General features: G+C 73.2%; 15 protein-coding genes. 9 read left to right on the top strand and 6 right to left on the bottom strand.

Features of this window, described 5'->3' with window-relative positions; all coding sequences use genetic code 11:
• Positions 1–209: 209 nt before the first annotated feature.
• Positions 210–413: a cold-shock protein gene (locus ACFV2J_RS28030; RefSeq protein ID WP_010986199.1), complete on the bottom strand. Its 204-nt coding sequence runs from the start codon at positions 411–413 to the stop codon at positions 210–212.
• A 706-nt stretch (positions 414–1119) separates the two neighbouring features.
• Here ACFV2J_RS28030 and ACFV2J_RS28025 point away from each other — a divergent pair.
• Positions 1120–1383, top strand: coding sequence for a hypothetical protein (locus ACFV2J_RS28025; RefSeq protein ID WP_385083996.1), 264 nt, complete (start codon positions 1120–1122; stop codon positions 1381–1383).
• A 106-nt stretch (positions 1384–1489) separates the two neighbouring features.
• Positions 1490–2329 (top strand): hypothetical protein, encoded by an 840-nt coding sequence (locus tag ACFV2J_RS28020; RefSeq protein WP_385083995.1) that lies wholly within the window; start codon positions 1490–1492, stop codon positions 2327–2329.
• A 102-nt stretch (positions 2330–2431) separates the two neighbouring features.
• On the opposite strand, the gene ACFV2J_RS28015 is transcribed toward ACFV2J_RS28020, so the two are convergent.
• Complete coding sequence (locus ACFV2J_RS28015; RefSeq protein WP_385083994.1) at positions 2432–2710, bottom strand: ribosomal protein L7/L12; 279 nt, start codon at positions 2708–2710, stop codon at positions 2432–2434.
• A 10-nt stretch (positions 2711–2720) separates the two neighbouring features.
• On the bottom strand, positions 2721–3197 hold the full coding sequence (locus ACFV2J_RS28010; RefSeq protein WP_385083993.1) for a MarR family winged helix-turn-helix transcriptional regulator: 477 nt from the start codon (positions 3195–3197) through the stop codon (positions 2721–2723).
• A 63-nt stretch (positions 3198–3260) separates the two neighbouring features.
• Here ACFV2J_RS28010 and ACFV2J_RS28005 point away from each other — a divergent pair, with 63 nt between their 5' ends.
• Positions 3261–4073: an alpha/beta fold hydrolase gene (locus tag ACFV2J_RS28005; protein WP_385083992.1), complete on the top strand. Its 813-nt coding sequence runs from the start codon at positions 3261–3263 to the stop codon at positions 4071–4073.
• Here the strand turns inward: ACFV2J_RS28005 and ACFV2J_RS28000 are convergent.
• Together ACFV2J_RS28000 and ACFV2J_RS27995 are read right to left on the bottom strand one after the other, a co-directional pair.
• Positions 4040–4756 carry a L,D-transpeptidase gene (locus tag ACFV2J_RS28000; RefSeq protein WP_385083991.1) on the bottom strand — a complete coding sequence of 239 codons (717 nt, stop codon included), beginning with the start codon at positions 4754–4756 and terminating at the stop codon, positions 4040–4042. The two genes, ACFV2J_RS28005 and ACFV2J_RS28000, sit on opposite strands and share 34 nt — an antisense overlap.
• Complete coding sequence (locus ACFV2J_RS27995; RefSeq protein ID WP_385083990.1) at positions 4746–5363, bottom strand: SigE family RNA polymerase sigma factor; 618 nt, start codon at positions 5361–5363, stop codon at positions 4746–4748. The genes ACFV2J_RS28000 and ACFV2J_RS27995 overlap by 11 nt, the downstream gene beginning before the upstream one ends.
• 668 nt (positions 5364–6031) lie before the next feature.
• On the opposite strand from ACFV2J_RS27995, the gene ACFV2J_RS27990 reads away from it, so the two are divergent.
• The 5 genes from ACFV2J_RS27990 (at position 6032) to ACFV2J_RS27970 (ending at position 11714) form a co-directional block, all read left to right on the top strand.
• Entirely contained in the window at positions 6032–6634 is a 603-nt protein-coding gene (locus tag ACFV2J_RS27990; RefSeq protein ID WP_385083989.1) for a sigma-70 family RNA polymerase sigma factor, read from the top strand.
• Positions 6631–7443, top strand: a complete 813-nt coding sequence (locus ACFV2J_RS27985; protein WP_385441227.1) for a hypothetical protein — start codon at positions 6631–6633, stop codon at positions 7441–7443. The genes ACFV2J_RS27990 and ACFV2J_RS27985 overlap by 4 nt, the downstream gene beginning before the upstream one ends.
• A gap of 323 nt (positions 7444–7766) precedes the next feature.
• The gene (locus tag ACFV2J_RS27980; RefSeq protein ID WP_385083987.1) at positions 7767–9410 is read left to right on the top strand and encodes a transglycosylase domain-containing protein; all 1644 of its coding nucleotides are present in this window, start codon (positions 7767–7769) and stop codon (positions 9408–9410) included.
• Positions 9407–9628 carry a hypothetical protein gene (locus ACFV2J_RS27975; protein ID WP_101399314.1) on the top strand — a complete coding sequence of 74 codons (222 nt, stop codon included), beginning with the start codon at positions 9407–9409 and terminating at the stop codon, positions 9626–9628. Before ACFV2J_RS27980 ends, ACFV2J_RS27975 begins: the two co-directional genes overlap by 4 nt.
• Positions 9629–9878: 250 nt before the next feature.
• On the top strand, positions 9879–11714 hold the full coding sequence (locus tag ACFV2J_RS27970; protein WP_385083986.1) for an alkyl/aryl-sulfatase: 1836 nt from the start codon (positions 9879–9881) through the stop codon (positions 11712–11714).
• A gap of 106 nt (positions 11715–11820) precedes the next feature.
• Here ACFV2J_RS27970 and ACFV2J_RS27965 read toward each other — a convergent pair whose 3' ends face one another.
• Positions 11821–13164 carry a helix-turn-helix domain-containing protein gene (locus ACFV2J_RS27965; protein WP_385083985.1) on the bottom strand — a complete coding sequence of 448 codons (1344 nt, stop codon included), beginning with the start codon at positions 13162–13164 and terminating at the stop codon, positions 11821–11823.
• A gap of 152 nt (positions 13165–13316) precedes the next feature.
• On the opposite strand from ACFV2J_RS27965, the gene ACFV2J_RS27960 reads away from it, so the two are divergent.
• Positions 13317–13496, top strand: coding sequence for a hypothetical protein (locus ACFV2J_RS27960; RefSeq protein WP_385083984.1), 180 nt, complete (start codon positions 13317–13319; stop codon positions 13494–13496).
• Positions 13497–13631: the final 135 nt, after the last annotated feature.

The raw sequence follows: 13631 nt of genomic DNA, 5'->3' as shown, positions 1-13631 counted from the left end.
CGTGGCCCGAAAACTGGGCGAGGCGGGCCGGAAAGTGGACACGGCGGACAGAAAATTCGCCGGAAATTCAATCCGGGACGAAACCAGCCGGGGAACGAAACCCGGGGGGAAACCAAAAAGCAGGTGGCCGGGGCCCGCACCTCAGGGTGCAGGTCCCGGCCACCTTAAGCATCAGCCGACTCAGAAGTCAGGCGTCAGCGGGTCCCGGACTAGGCGGGGACGATGTTCTCCGCCTGGGGGCCCTTCTGGCCCTGCGTGACGTCGAAGGTCACCTTCTGGCCTTCCTGGAGCTCACGGAAGCCCTGGGTGGCGATGTTCGAGTAGTGAGCGAAGACGTCGGCGCCGCCGCCGTCCTGCTCGATGAAGCCGAAGCCCTTTTCCGCGTTGAACCACTTCACGGTGCCAGTAGCCATGTCAATCTCCTTCGGGGCAAAGCTCGAGGACCCACACTGTGCGGGTCCGCGTCGCCGCGATGTTGCCCCCTCCGGATAAAACCGGAAATTCAGAAGCGACCGACCGGTACGGACCGGAAAGTACGCTCCAAGACTTTGGGAACCACAACTGCAACTGATATCGACACTAGCACGCCACGGCTCCGGAAGGGCGGCGCACTATCTCACCGCACTCCGGGGAATAAGGAACCACCCCCTCGGCCGAGTCATTTTCTATCGCGGCCATGACAGATATTCCGCGCCCTTCCGCACCGGATCTCCCGCCCGGGGCCAGGCGCCCCTTGCGGACCGGGGCGGTGCCGGGCCTCACCGCGCGCCCTGTCCCCGAGGCGGTCCCGGCGCCCCGCCGACACGACCGGACGGCCTCCGCCGGGCGTGTCGCGGCCGACCCCCGAAGATCCCGCCGAGCCCCGCCCCACGCGCCGGCCCGCCCACCGCGCCTCCCCTTCACGCCCACTCACGCCCACCGCATCTCCCCTCCCCTCCCTCCTCTCCGCGCCCACCACCCCGAGTTGCCGCCCCGCGACGACCGGTGTGCGCTGGAGACCGGCCGACGACGGCCGCCCGGCCGGCAGGACGCGTCCGGTACGGGACGGGATGCGCCTCGTACGACGGGGGCGCGGACGGGCGCGCGGCCCTTACGACGCAGGAGAGCCCAGGAGGGCCCATGACGAGCGAGCCCGGTGCGGTGTCCGAGACCTTCGCGTTCGCCTGCCGGAACTGCGGGCACACCTGGGAGGCGACGTTCCAGGTCATGTTCTTCACCGATCCGACCGACGCCGCCGGTCTGCACACACAGGAGTACGTCGACGAGGACGGCGTCGCGATCAGGTCGCCGCTGGCCGACGCGGTCTGCACACGGTGCGGAAGCCGCAAGGTACGGGTGGCGACGCCGGGCGCCGGACGGCCTGCGCACGACCCGGCCGGCTGACGACCGCGCGGCCGGTCACCCGGACGGGCCCGGTGCGCTGGTGGTGCGCCGCACCCGGTGGTGGCGTGGACGCAGACATCGCGCCCGCCGTCAGGAGGCTTCCGCCGTGAACCGTCCGCCGCACCGCCCCGCCTCCGCCCTGCCACCGTCCCCCGTGCCCCGGCTGCTGGTCTGCGCCCTGACGGTGGGCGTGCTCTGGTCGGCGACCGCGTGCTCGAACGGCGGCGACGGGGGTTCCGGGCACACACTCCCCGCCGACCCGCTGGCCGCCGCGTCGACCTCGTCGTCCGCCGGCACGCTCACCGAGGCCCAGGCCAGGACCGCGCTGATCACCAACGCGGACCTGCCGTCGCAGTGGACGGGGACGTCGGGTGCGGCGACCTGGCGGGACGGCCTGCTCAAGAGCAAGGTCGACGCGGCGGGCTTCGGCGGGGACAAGAACGCCGCCGCCGACTGCCAGAAGCTGCTCGACGGCCTGTACGCCGAAGAACTGCTCGGCCCGGCGAAGGGCACCAAGGCCGTCACCGGTTTCGACGACAGCAACAACCAGGCCCAGATGCACTACCAGGTCGCCGAATACGGGCAGCCGGAGCTGACCAGGCAACTGGCGTGGGTGGCCACGCTGCCGCAGAAGTGCGCCGAGTTCACAGCGGTGGACGGGCAGGGCGGTCAGCAGAACGTCCAGGTCGTCTCGACACAGCTGCCCGACGAGGGGGACGCCCGGCAGGGGCTGATGCTGACCATGAACGGGCAGCTGGACGGGGAACCCTCGACCCTGACCCTGGACATCGCCGCCGTGCGGGTCGGCGACAGCGCCCTCTTCCTCACCAACGGCGGCCTGGACGGCGCCGAGACGGACTCCACGACGCAGGCCGTCCAGCAGGGCACCTCGCGGCTGCGGCAGGTACTCGAAGGGAAGACGCCCGCCGCCAGCCCGACGAACTGACGAACCCGACGAACTGACGAACCGGCCGGCCGGCGGACCCGCTGACCGACGGACCGCGGCCCCGGTGGGTCCGGGCAGCGGGCGCACCGGGTGCACCGGGCGTCAGTCCATCCGCTCGACCGCGTCCTTCGCCTCCTTGAGGCCCGCCCCGGTGAACTGCCGGTACGCCTTGATCGCCTCGATCTTCCTGCCGTCGCGCACGAGCGCGGCCACCTGCTCCAGCTCCGGTTCGGTCTCCCGGACGCCCAGGTGGTCGAGGATCAGGTCGAGTTTGCGCTCGACGCGGGCGATCTTGCGGTCGGTGCGTCCCAGTCGGCCCTCAAGTCCCGCGTAGCACGCGAAGACGATCATGACGAGGACGAAGAATCCGAGTATTCCCATAGGACCGACTCTAGGGAACCGTCCCGGCGTCCATGCCCAGTCGGCGCAACAGGCCCAGCAGCGTGACCCGCTCGCCCTCGTCGAGCGGAGCGAAGGACGCGGTGAGCACCTCGACCGCGACGGCACGCCCCGCCTCCAGCGTCCGTTCGCCGGCCTCGGTGAGGTGATGCTCGATCCGGCGGCCACGGCCGGGACGCCGCTCGACCAGGTGCTGGGCGGCGAGCCGGCCGGCCAGCGTGCCGAAGGACTGGTCGCCCTGGAAGGTCGCCACCGCCAGCTCGTGCGCGGAGGCACCGGGTGACCGGCCGATGGCCCGCAGCGCGTCCCACTGGGCGAGGGTCGTGCCGACCGCCGCGAGGCGGGTGTCGAGCGCCCGGTGATGCCGGTACTGCGCCTCCTTCACGGCCCGTCCCAGTGCTTCGAGGTCGACCGCACCGCCCTCCCGATCGTCCACGCGCCTCTCCCGCTCACTCGTGCCACCAGTCATGCCGTGATTCTAACGTGCCGAATACGCTTGCGTATATACGTATGCGTAGATACCGTGTGGCGCATGGCTGACACCAAGAGCACCAGGACCCGTACCGTCCGCACCCGCCCCGACCTCCCGCTCACCCTCACCGAGAGCGGCCCCGAGGACGGGCCCCTCGCCCTCGTCCTGCACGGCGGTGGCGGCCCCGCCACCGTGGCGGGCATCGCCGCCCATCTGGCCGCCCGCATGCGGGTCGTGGTGCCCACGCACCCGGGCTGGAACGGCACCGGACGCCCGGACTGGTTCACCGGCGTGGACGACCTCGCCCTCGCCTATCTGCACTGGCTCAAGGACGAGGACCACCGCGACGTCCTCGTCGTGGGCTCCTCGCTCGGCGGCTGGACCGCCGCCGAGATGGCCTTCCGCGACGACGGCGACCGCATCACCCGTCTCGCGCTCGTCAACTCCGCGGGTGTGGACGTACCGGGCGAGCCGGTCCGCGACATCTTCGCCCTCGACCCGCGCGAGATCGGCACGTACTCCTTCCACGACCCGGCCCGCTTCGCCGTGAACCCCGCCACCCTCACCGAGGAACAGATCACCGCCCAGAAGGCCAACATGGTGACGCTGCGGGCGCTGTCCGGCGACCCGTACATGCACGACCCGAAACTCATGAACCGCCTCGGACGGATCCGGATACCCGCGCTCGTACTGTGGGGCGAGAGCGACCGGATCATGACGCCCGCGTACGGGCGGGCGTTCGCGGCGGCGTTCGCCGACGCGCGGTTCGTGTCCGTGCCCGAGGCCGGCCACCTCCCGCACATCGAACAGCCCGCGGCGACGTTCGCCGCCCTCGACGCCTACCTGGACGGAATGGCCGTGGCGACGGGCTGACGGCCCGACGAGGGCTGCGCGGCGCCCGTGCCACCGGCGTCCCCGGCGTCTCCGACGTCGACGACCGCGCCCAGCTCCAACCGCCCGTACAGCCACTGCGCGTCGGTCTGCCGCAGCCCGATCCAGCCGCCCGTGATGTCGTAGTTGCCGGGGGCCTTCTGGTCGACGGAGAGGGCGCCGATGAAGTTCGTCGTGCCGTCGGCGGCGCGCAGCTCGATCACCCAGGGCACCTTCAGCTCGAAGGCGTTCTTCATGTCCAGTTGCACGGCGGGGACCGTCCGGACGCCCTGCTTCGCCACGACCGTCATCCGGCCCGTCGGCGTGGGGTGACCCGGCATGCCCACGGACACCGGCATGTCGCGGCCCCCGGCCGTCAGCACCCGGCGGGCGGGATCGACGGTGGCGGCGACCGCCACGGGTGTACGGGGCGGGGCGGTGGGACTCGCGGCCGGGGACGGACGCTCACGCGTCCCGCCGTCACCGAGGTTCAGGGACAGCAGCAGCCCCAGGCTCGCCGCGGCGCAGGCACCGGCGACGGACACCGCCACAGCCGTACGGCGGCGGCGCCGGCGACGTACCGCCCTGAAACGGATCCCGGCCCCGGACACCGGCGGCTGCGTCTCGCCGGATGCCGCCAACTCGCGCAGATCGCAGGCGAGTTCCGAGGTGAGTTCATCGGACACGGTCGTCCTCCCTCCTCGCCTCGTCCGCAGCGTCGCCGGCCGTGGCGGCCGAGGCCGCCGGGCCGGCGGAGGGCTTCGCGGTGTTCGCCCGCCGCCCCGCGTGCGTCTTCTTCCCCCCGTCGGCGGCCTCCCACTCGTCCGCCGCCAGTTCCCGGGCCAGCGCCGCCCGGCCGCGGGACAACCGGGCCTTGACGGTGCCCACGGGGGCCCCGGTTTCGGAGGCTACCTGCTCCACGCTGAGGTCGCACAGATGGTGCAGGACCAGCGCCATCCGCTGTGCCTCGGGCAGCGTGCGCAGTGCGGCGACGAGCGCCGTGCGCTCGGGACCGGGTCCCGGGGTGTGCTCGGGCGCCGGGGCGCGGCGCACGAGTTCCAGCCAGCGGCGCGCGCGACGCCAGCGGCTCACCGCGAGCCGCATCGCCACGGTCCGGATCCACGCCTCCGGCGCCCCGTCGGCGAGGAACTCCCGCCGCCGGTCCCAGGCGCGCACGAACGCCTCCTGGACGACGTCCTGTGCCTCGCCGTGGTCCCCGGTGAACGCGAAGAGCTGGCCGGTCAGCCGGGGGAACGCGGCGGCGTAGAACGCGTCGAACTCTTCCTCGGTCATGCCTCCCGCAGCTTCCTCGGTCGTGCCCCCGCCGGAGATTCCGGAATTTCCGTGGCCCCGTGCAACCCGGCGGAACGTGCCGTGCGTACAGGTCCCGTACGCCGCACATCGAAACACACCACAGGGGGAACACGATGACGAGCGGAGTCAGGATCCGTCGCCACGCGGCCGGTTGGTCCGTGGCCGTGACGGCCGGGTCCCCCGTCCGACTGCCCGTTCCGCACGTCGACGTCGCCGGCGGGCGGACCGCGGGTGCCGGCATGCCGACGCCCGTCCTCTTCGACCACGCGGGACCGTCCTCCCAACGGGCTTGGGCGGGACTTTCGTTGAGGTCCACCGCCTCTGTCGGGGACCCCTTCCGCGACGAGGTGGTCCTCGGCAGCGACGGCGACGGTGACTGCGACCACGGCGACGACGACCGGAACGCGAGACGGACGCGCAGGCGGGCGGCCACCGCGCTCGAACAGCCGGGCCCGGGGTCCGGTCGGCCACATGCCCCCGCCCCGCCCGGAGTTGTCCGCTCATGAACGCCCGCGGCACCGGGGCCGAGGTCCGCGCCCGGTCCGGGCCGCGCTGAAACCGCGGGCGGGTGAGCCGAGTTGTTCAGGTCCCGGCTCGCCCGCACCGCACCTCCCCCACGTACCCGAGACTCCGAGGGACCGCCGGCCGTGCCCCACACTCCATCCGACGCCCCGTCCGCCCCGCCCGCCGGTGAAGGCGGCCTCTCCGCCGCCCCCGGGCGTGCGGGCGACTTCACGACGTACGCCGCCGCGGCCTGGCCCCGCCTGGTCCGCACCGCGCACCTGCTCACCGGCGACCCCCAGGAGGCCGAGGACCTCGTCCTGGCCGCGCTGGCCCGGGTCCGCACCCGCTGGCGGCGCATCCCGCGCGACGACGTCGCCTTCTACGTACGGCGCACGCTGGTCGAGCACCACCTCGCCCGCGCCCGCAGGAGACGCGTCACCCGGCCGCGGCCGCCCTTCCCGCGCGAGCGGGCGTCCCGCGGCGCCGCCTCCACCTCGCTCACGGCGTCCACCTCGCTCACGGCCCCCGCCGCGGTCCCGGCCCTCACCGTGCTGTCGGCGCTCTCGGCCCGGCAGCGCGTCGTGCTCGTGCTGCGCTTCGCCGAGGGCCTGAGCGAGGCCGAGACGGCCCAGCTGCTCGGCTGCTCCGCCGGCACGGTCAGGGCGCTCGCCCGGCGCGGTCTGGGGGCCCTGCGCGCCGATCCGTCCTTCGCCCTTCGACGTCTCACTCCCGGAGCCCGCCCATGAACCGTCACCGCAGGTCCGCAGGTGTCCCGGCCGAGGCCGAGCGATTGCGCGAGATATTCGCCGACGCCGCCCGCGACGTGACTCCGTCGCCCGTCCCCCTGGCCGCCGTCGAACGAGCGGCCCGGCGGCGCCGTCGGCGCCGCGCGGCCGTCGTGGCGGGTTCCGCCTGCGCGCTGCTGGTGGTCCCGGCGGCCGCGGTGGCGCTGCGCGGGGGCGCCGGCTCGGGGGCGGACGCGACGCGGTGGACGGGCCCGTCCGCCGACCCCCGGGGCACGGTGCGGGTGGTGGCGCCCGGAGAGCGGGTGCGGATCGCGTCCGGCATCAAGATCTGGCTCACCGAGGACGGCGCGCACTGGACCACGCCCGGGAGTGCCGCACCGCGCTTCCGTGGCGTCGAGCACGGCGGCGTCGGTCCCGGCACATCCGCCGTCACCCTCCAGGAAGAGGCCGACGGCGACCAGGGCCGCTTCGTGTCCGGCGTCTACCGCGGCAGGGGGGACGCGGCGCGCGTGCGGGTCGAGACCACGGCGGGCGACGTCGACGGCACGGCGCTCACCCTCGCGGGCAGTCCGCACTGGGGCGTCTGGTACGCGCTGGTGACGGGGCCGAAGACACCGAGGACACCGAAGACACCGAGGACGACGGGGGAGCCGCGTTCACCGAAGGCGCGGGAGGTGCCAGGGGTGCCCGCGGTGCCCGGGGTGTTCGGGATCCCGACGAAACGACGGTTCCCCGACGGTCCCACGCGAAGAGTCACGGTGTACGACTCCGCGGGCAGGGTGATCGCGACCACGGGGTTCGCGACGTGAGCGGCGAGGACATGGAGACGAGCCGCCCCGGGCGGACCGGCGCGGCGGACCTGTCCGGACGGCCCCGCGAGGGCCTCCGGCCGGCCGGACGTCCTCACGGGAGCCCTCACAGGGGTCCTCACGAGGGTCCTCACGGGGACCGGAACCGGAACTGGAACCGAAACCGGCACCGGCACCGGAACCCGGACGCGGACACGGCCGCAGGCACGGAGGCGGGAACGGACGCGGGCGCGGAGGCGGGAACGGACGTGGGCGCGGCCCCGAGCCGGAGGTGCGGTGGCTCACGGGGCCGGCGCAGGCTCCGGTCCGGTCTGCGGCGCCGTATGGCCGACCGCCGCATCCGCGTCCGCCGCACGCGCGGTCGGCGTCTGCGCCGCGCGCTGATCGTCCTGCTCACCGTCCTCGCCCACCTCGTCGCCGCGGCCCTCGTCGCGTACCACCTCACGGTCATCCCCGAGCCGCACCCCGAGACGGCGATGCAGAGCACCGTCTTCGTGGACGACGACGGCGACTACCTGGGCCGGCGCGGCCCCGTCGACCGTCAGGAGATACCTCTCTCGCAGGTGCCGGGGCACGTGCGGGAGGCGGTGATCGCGGCGGAGAACCGCACCTTCCGTTCGGACACGGGGATCTCGCCGAAGGCGATCGCCCGGGCGGCCTGGGCGACGGTGAGCGGCGGCGGCCGGCAGGGCGGCTCCACGATCACGCAGCAGTACGTGAAGAACGCCCTGCTCACCCCGGAGCAGTCGCTGTCCCGCAAGGCGCGCGAGGCCCTGATCGCGATCAAGCTGGACCGCACCCGGTCGAAGGACGAGATCCTGGCGGGCTATCTCAACACGGTCTATTTCGGCCGGGGCGCGGCCGGCATCCAGTCCGCAGCCCGGAACTACTTCGGCGTGGACGCCAGGAACCTGACCGTGAGCCAGGGCGCGGCGCTCGCGGCCGTCATCAACATCCCGTCGTACTACGAGAAGGCCGGCTCGGACCCCGCGGTGACGGCGAAACTGGTGGACCGCTGGGACTGGGTGCTGGACGCGATGGCGGTCAGCGGCGCCATCACCGCCGCCCAGCGCGCCGCGGCCCGCTTCCCCGCCTTCCGCTTCTATCCGCCGGGCGACACGGACGGCCAGCGCCAGTACCTGATCGACGTGGCGTCCGCCGAGGCCGCCGACCGGCTCGGCATCACCGAGGACCAGCTCGCCCGGGGCGGCTACACGGTCCGTACCACCTTCGATCTGACGGCACAGGACGCGACGGCCGAGCCGGCGGGCGACGCACCGCCCGCCGAGGGCGGGGCCCGGCTGCACACGGCCGTGGTGGCCCTGGTCCCGGGTGACGGCGCGGTCCGGGTCCTGTACGGCGGCGCGGACCACGCCCGCCAGCCCTTCAACGACGCGGTGGACGGCGCGGTGGAGGCGGGCACGGCGCTGGAGCCCTTCTCCGGCACGAAGCTGCTGCCGCCGCTCGCCGCCCTCGCGCGCACCGCCGCCCCGACGCCGCTGCGGCTGGCCTCGGCGTACGCGGCGGGGGCGGCGCACGGGACGTACGCGAAGCCGTACACGGTCGCGCGGATCACCCGCGGGGGCCGCACCCTCTACCGCGCGCATCCGAACACCAGTACGGCGATGGCGAACGGCGGCGCGGGGGTGTTGACCAAATTGATGCAGAGCGGGGCCGAGGGTCTCCCGGTCGTCCTCACGGGCGCCGCGGGCCGGCGCACCCTCTGGCGGACGACCTACGACGAACACCTCACCCTCACCGTGGCTCTCTTCGCGGAACACCCGGCCAAGGGCAGGAAGGCGGCCTTCCCGGCTCCGCTCCCCGGCACCGCCGAGGGGCTCTCCGCCCACATCTCGGAGAGCGTCTGGGCCAAGATCACCGGCACCTCCGTGGGCCCCTCTCCGGCCGAAGAAGGAAATCCGGGGCTTCCGATCGGCCAAACAAAGCCCATACTGGCTACACGATGACGAAACCCTCCGCGCCCCGGCGCCACCTGCCCACCAGCCCCTTCGCAGCCCCGGTCGTCCCCGTGGCCAAGGAATTCAGCCTCGGAGACCGTGTCTCCCACGACCAGTTCGGCCTGGGCACGATCATCGGCGTCGAAGAGGGCATCGCCATGCTCGTCGACTTCGGCTCCCGCCAGGCCCGCATCCTCAGCCCCTACACCCGGATGGACAGGCTCTGACCTGCACATTGCGCAGTACCCGCACCGCCGTCACCACCCACGACGCGTGCAGTACCCGACCCGACTGACACCACCGGACCCGGCCACCTCACCCCGCGGCTGCCCCATCCGCAGGTTGCCGGGTTTTCGGTGTGCGACGGTCCAGGTGCCTCACCGGCTCCCCGCCCGATGACCCCTTTCCGGGCCCCACCACCCCCTCGAACGGCCCACCCCACTGGTCCCAGGACGAGGTCCCGTCGAGGGTGGGGTCATGGATGCCGCGGGCGAAGAGCTGCCGTTCGAGGATCTGACCGACTTCGAGAACGCGGATCGCGGGTTCATCGCGGCCCTGGTTCCCGGCGTGGTCCGGGACGCCGGAGGGCGGGTGGTCCATGACGCGGACGCCTACGCGTTCCTCGCGGACGACTGTCCGCCGACCGCGCACCCCAGTCTGTGGCGGCAGGCGCGGCTGTGCGCGCGGCAGGGGTTGTACGAGGTCACCGAGGGCGTCTACCAGGTGCGCGGGCTCGATCTGTCGAACATGACGCTCGTCGAGGGCCGCGAGGGTGTCGTCGTCATCGATCCGCTGATCTCGGCGGAGTGCGCCGCCGCCGCGCTCGCCCTCTACCGCGAGCACCGCGGACCGCGCCGGGTGACCGGGCTCGTCTACACCCACTCGCACGTCGACCACTTCGGCGGCGCCCGCGGTGTGCTGCCGCACGACAGCGAGAGCGGGGTGCCGGTGCTCGCGCCCGTGGGTTTCCTGGAGCACGCGGTCAGCGAGAACGTCTTCGCCGGCAACGCGATGCTGCGCCGGGCCGTGTTCATGCACGGTGCCCGGCTGCCCAAGGGGCCGCGCGACCAGATCGGCACCGGGCTCGGCACCACCACCTCCGACGGCACCGTCACGCTCGTCGCCCCGAACGTGGACGTCACCCGGACCGGGCAGGAGGAGACGGTGGACGGCGTGCGGTTCGTCTTCCAGCTCACGCCGGGGACGGAGGCACCCGCCGAGATGAACTTCCTGCTGCGCGACCAACGCGCGCTGTGCGTGGCCGAGAACGCCAGTCACACCCTGCACAACGTGCTCACCCTGCGTGGCGCCCCGGTCCGTGACGCGCGCGTCTGGGCCCGCTACCTCGACGAGACCGTGGACCTGTTCGCCGACACCTACGACGTCGCGTTCGCCTCCCACAACTGGCCGACCTGGGGGCGCGAGAACGTCGTCCGGTTCCTCGGCGAGCAACGGGACCTGTACGCCTATCTGCACGATCAGACCCTGCGCCTCCTCAACAACGGCCTGACCGGCACCGAGATCGCCGAGGAGCTGCGGCTGCCGCCCGCCCTGGAGCGGTCCTGGCACGCGCGCGGCTACTACGGCTCCCTCAGCCACAACGTCAAGGCCGTCTACCAGCGGTACATGGGCTGGTACGACGGGAACCCGGCCCACCTCTGGGAGCATCCGCCCGCCGAACTCGCCTCCCGTTACGTGGAGTTGGCGGGCGGTCCGACGGAGGCCCTGGTGAAGGCGCGGGCGTACGCGGACAACGGCGACCTCCGTTTCGCCGCCACCCTCCTCAACCACCTGGTCTTCGCCGACCCGTCGGACAGCGCGGCCCGGGAGACCCTCAGCGGCGTCTACGAACGGCTCGGTCACGGCGCCGAGAACGGCACCTGGCGCAACTACTACCTCACGGCCGCCCTGGAACTGCGCGGGGTCACGGTCGACACCGACATCGACACCACGGGCTCCGAACTCACCTCCGCGCTCACCGTGAGCATGCTCCTCGACTCGCTCGCCGTCCGTATCGACGGCCCGCGCGCCTGGCACGAGCACCTCACCCTCGACCTCGTCGTGACCGACGAGCAGCGCCGCCACCGCGTCAACCTCCACCACGGCGCGCTGACGCACCGCGGCATGCCGGTCCACCACGTCCCGAAGCCGCACGCGGGACTGACCCTGACCCTCACCCGGCCGGAACTGCGCGCCGTGCTGGAGGGGCGGGGCCTCGCGGGCATCGAGACGGACGGCGACCCCACCCTCCTGGACCGCCTCCTGTCGTACGCCACCGAACCGGACCGGGCGTTCCCCGTCGTGACCCCGTAGGGCCCCGGCAGCGCCCCCGCGGGGCCCTGTGGAGGCCGTACGGGGGTGCCGGGGCCCCGGGGCCGGGTGGCGGGTGCGGGGGCGCCCTCCGCGCCCCCGGCGGCCGTCAGAGCGGTGGCTGCGCGGGGGCCGGGCCCAGGGTGGTCGTGCCGGGGGCCGTGCGGTGGCCCAGGCCCGTGCGGTAGGCGTCGAGGGCCGCCTCCACCCGGCCGGTGCGGCGCAGGAGGTCGCCGAGCAGGCGGCAGAGGTCGGCCAGGTCGCCCGCCGCGCCGGCCCGCTCCAGCAGGCTCAGCGCCCGGACGTAGTGCTCCTCCGCGGTCTCGGTGTCGCGGGCGTCCTCGGCGATGATGCCGAGCAGCCGGTGCGCGCCCGCCGAGTGCACGGCGCCGCGTTCGGGGCTGAGGTCGCCGAGCACCTCGTGGAGGAGGACGGCCGCCTCCGTCGACTTGCCGCGCCGGTGCAGCACGTCCGCCAGTTCCACGTTGACCTGGCTGGTGTAGAGGGCGGCCCGCTTGGCCGACAGCATGACCTGCGCCTCACGCAACTCGCCTTCGGCGCGCTCCAGTTCCCCGTTCTGCGCGTACAGGTACCCCCGCATCCAGTGGCAGTTGGCGAGCTCCGTACGGATCTGGAGCTGCCGGTAGAGCTCGGCGGCCTTGGCGAGGGACGCGTCGGCCTCCGTCATCCGGCCTTCCGCGATCATGGTGCGGGCCACCGAGCGGTGCATCCGGGCGACCAGCGCGGGGTCGCCGACCTGCGGGGCGAGCGCGAGCGCGAACTCGGCGGCCTGGGCGGCGCGGGCGTGCGCGCCCATGTCCATGTAGGGCGCGATGACCCCGGTGTAGAGAAGCAGCAGGGCGTCCGGGTCGTGCATCCCGGTCCGGTTCAGCTCGTCCAGCGTGGACTCGAACAGGTAGCAGGCGTACCGGAGTTCGCCGGCGAGGTAGTGGGATACGGCACGGCCGCGCAGGGCGGGCACCCGCTGGGGCAGCGGGGCGTCCCCGAGGCGCCGCTCCGACGCCTCGAACCGTTCCCGGGCGGTCTCCAGGTCCCCGTTCTCCAGGGCGCATTCGCCGAGACCGAGCAGTGCGGCGGCCTGCTCGGCGACGAGTCCGTGCGTGTCCGCCTCTTCGAGGAGCACCGTGTACTGCTCCGCGGCGACCTCGGCCTCGCCGGTGGCGAGGGTGCGCTGCGCGTCGGTGAGCCGCAGCCGCAGACCGGTGGCGAGGTGGGCCGGCCGGCCGGTCGCCAGCTCCTCGTACGCCACCCCGAGCCGCTCGGCTATGTGCCGCAGCGCGGGCTCCGAGGCGCGTACCCGCCCCGCCTCCAGCGTCGAGATGTAGGCGGGCGTGTACGCCGGTTCCGCCAATTGCCGCTGTGTCAGCCCGCGTTCCGTACGCAGCTGCTGGACCCTGCGCCCGATGACCTCCGGGCCGTCACGCTCCGCCATGGATTAAGCATGCCATTAAGTCCACTTAACCCGAGACGACTTTTGACTAATATCCAACTCCCCTTGCGCCCCTTGCTCTTTGGTGCTCCGAGCCCCTACGTTAAGCGACGGGTTAAGCCTGCTTAATACGCCGCTGTTGTTGCGAGGTCGCCGTGCTCCGACGTATTTCCGCGCGCTACTTCCGAGTGCTCGGTGCGGCAGTCACCGCCGTGGCCGCACTGGTCCTGGCGGCGAACGCGGGTCCCGCCAGGGCGGCCGATCCGGCCCCGGCCCTCCACCAGCAGGGCTCCGGACCCACGGACACGGCGTACGGCACCCCTTCCCGACCGTAGCGGCCACGGCGGCAGCGCGGCGAGGGGCCGCCCCGTTCCCAGGAGACCCGACCGTCCGGCAACCGCGTCCTCCCCCGCGGCGGACGGCGCGTACGGCCGCCGGCGGAACTCCCCCCGTTCCGCCGGCGGCCTCTA

It is taken from the genome of Streptomyces sp. NPDC059668 (genome assembly GCF_042734135.1).
In the GTDB taxonomy this organism is placed as follows: domain Bacteria; phylum Actinomycetota; class Actinomycetes; order Streptomycetales; family Streptomycetaceae; genus Streptomyces.
The sequence above is the reverse complement of the archived record's forward strand: the minus strand, read 5'-3'. Positions and strand labels throughout refer to the sequence as shown.

Excerpts from the sequence above, each read along its gene's own strand:
- ACFV2J_RS27965 (WP_385083985.1), bottom strand. The coding sequence starts at position 13,164 with ATGGCGGAGCGTGACGGCCCGGAGGTCATCGGGCGCAGGGTCCAGCAG.
- ACFV2J_RS28025 (WP_385083996.1), top strand. The coding sequence starts at position 1,120 with ATGACGAGCGAGCCCGGTGCGGTGTCCGAGACCTTCGCGTTCGCCTGC.
- ACFV2J_RS28030 (WP_010986199.1), bottom strand. The coding sequence starts at position 413 with ATGGCTACTGGCACCGTGAAGTGGTTCAACGCGGAAAAGGGCTTCGGC.
- ACFV2J_RS27970 (WP_385083986.1), top strand. The coding sequence starts at position 9,879 with ATGGATGCCGCGGGCGAAGAGCTGCCGTTCGAGGATCTGACCGACTTC.
- ACFV2J_RS28010 (WP_385083993.1), bottom strand. The coding sequence starts at position 3,197 with ATGACTGGTGGCACGAGTGAGCGGGAGAGGCGCGTGGACGATCGGGAG.
- ACFV2J_RS28015 (WP_385083994.1), bottom strand. The coding sequence starts at position 2,710 with ATGGGAATACTCGGATTCTTCGTCCTCGTCATGATCGTCTTCGCGTGC.
- ACFV2J_RS27985 (WP_385441227.1), top strand. The coding sequence starts at position 6,631 with ATGAACCGTCACCGCAGGTCCGCAGGTGTCCCGGCCGAGGCCGAGCGA.
- ACFV2J_RS27975 (WP_101399314.1), top strand. The coding sequence starts at position 9,407 with ATGACGAAACCCTCCGCGCCCCGGCGCCACCTGCCCACCAGCCCCTTC.
- ACFV2J_RS28005 (WP_385083992.1), top strand. The coding sequence starts at position 3,261 with ATGGCTGACACCAAGAGCACCAGGACCCGTACCGTCCGCACCCGCCCC.
- ACFV2J_RS27995 (WP_385083990.1), bottom strand. The coding sequence starts at position 5,363 with ATGACCGAGGAAGAGTTCGACGCGTTCTACGCCGCCGCGTTCCCCCGG.
- ACFV2J_RS27980 (WP_385083987.1), top strand. The coding sequence starts at position 7,767 with ATGGCCGACCGCCGCATCCGCGTCCGCCGCACGCGCGGTCGGCGTCTG.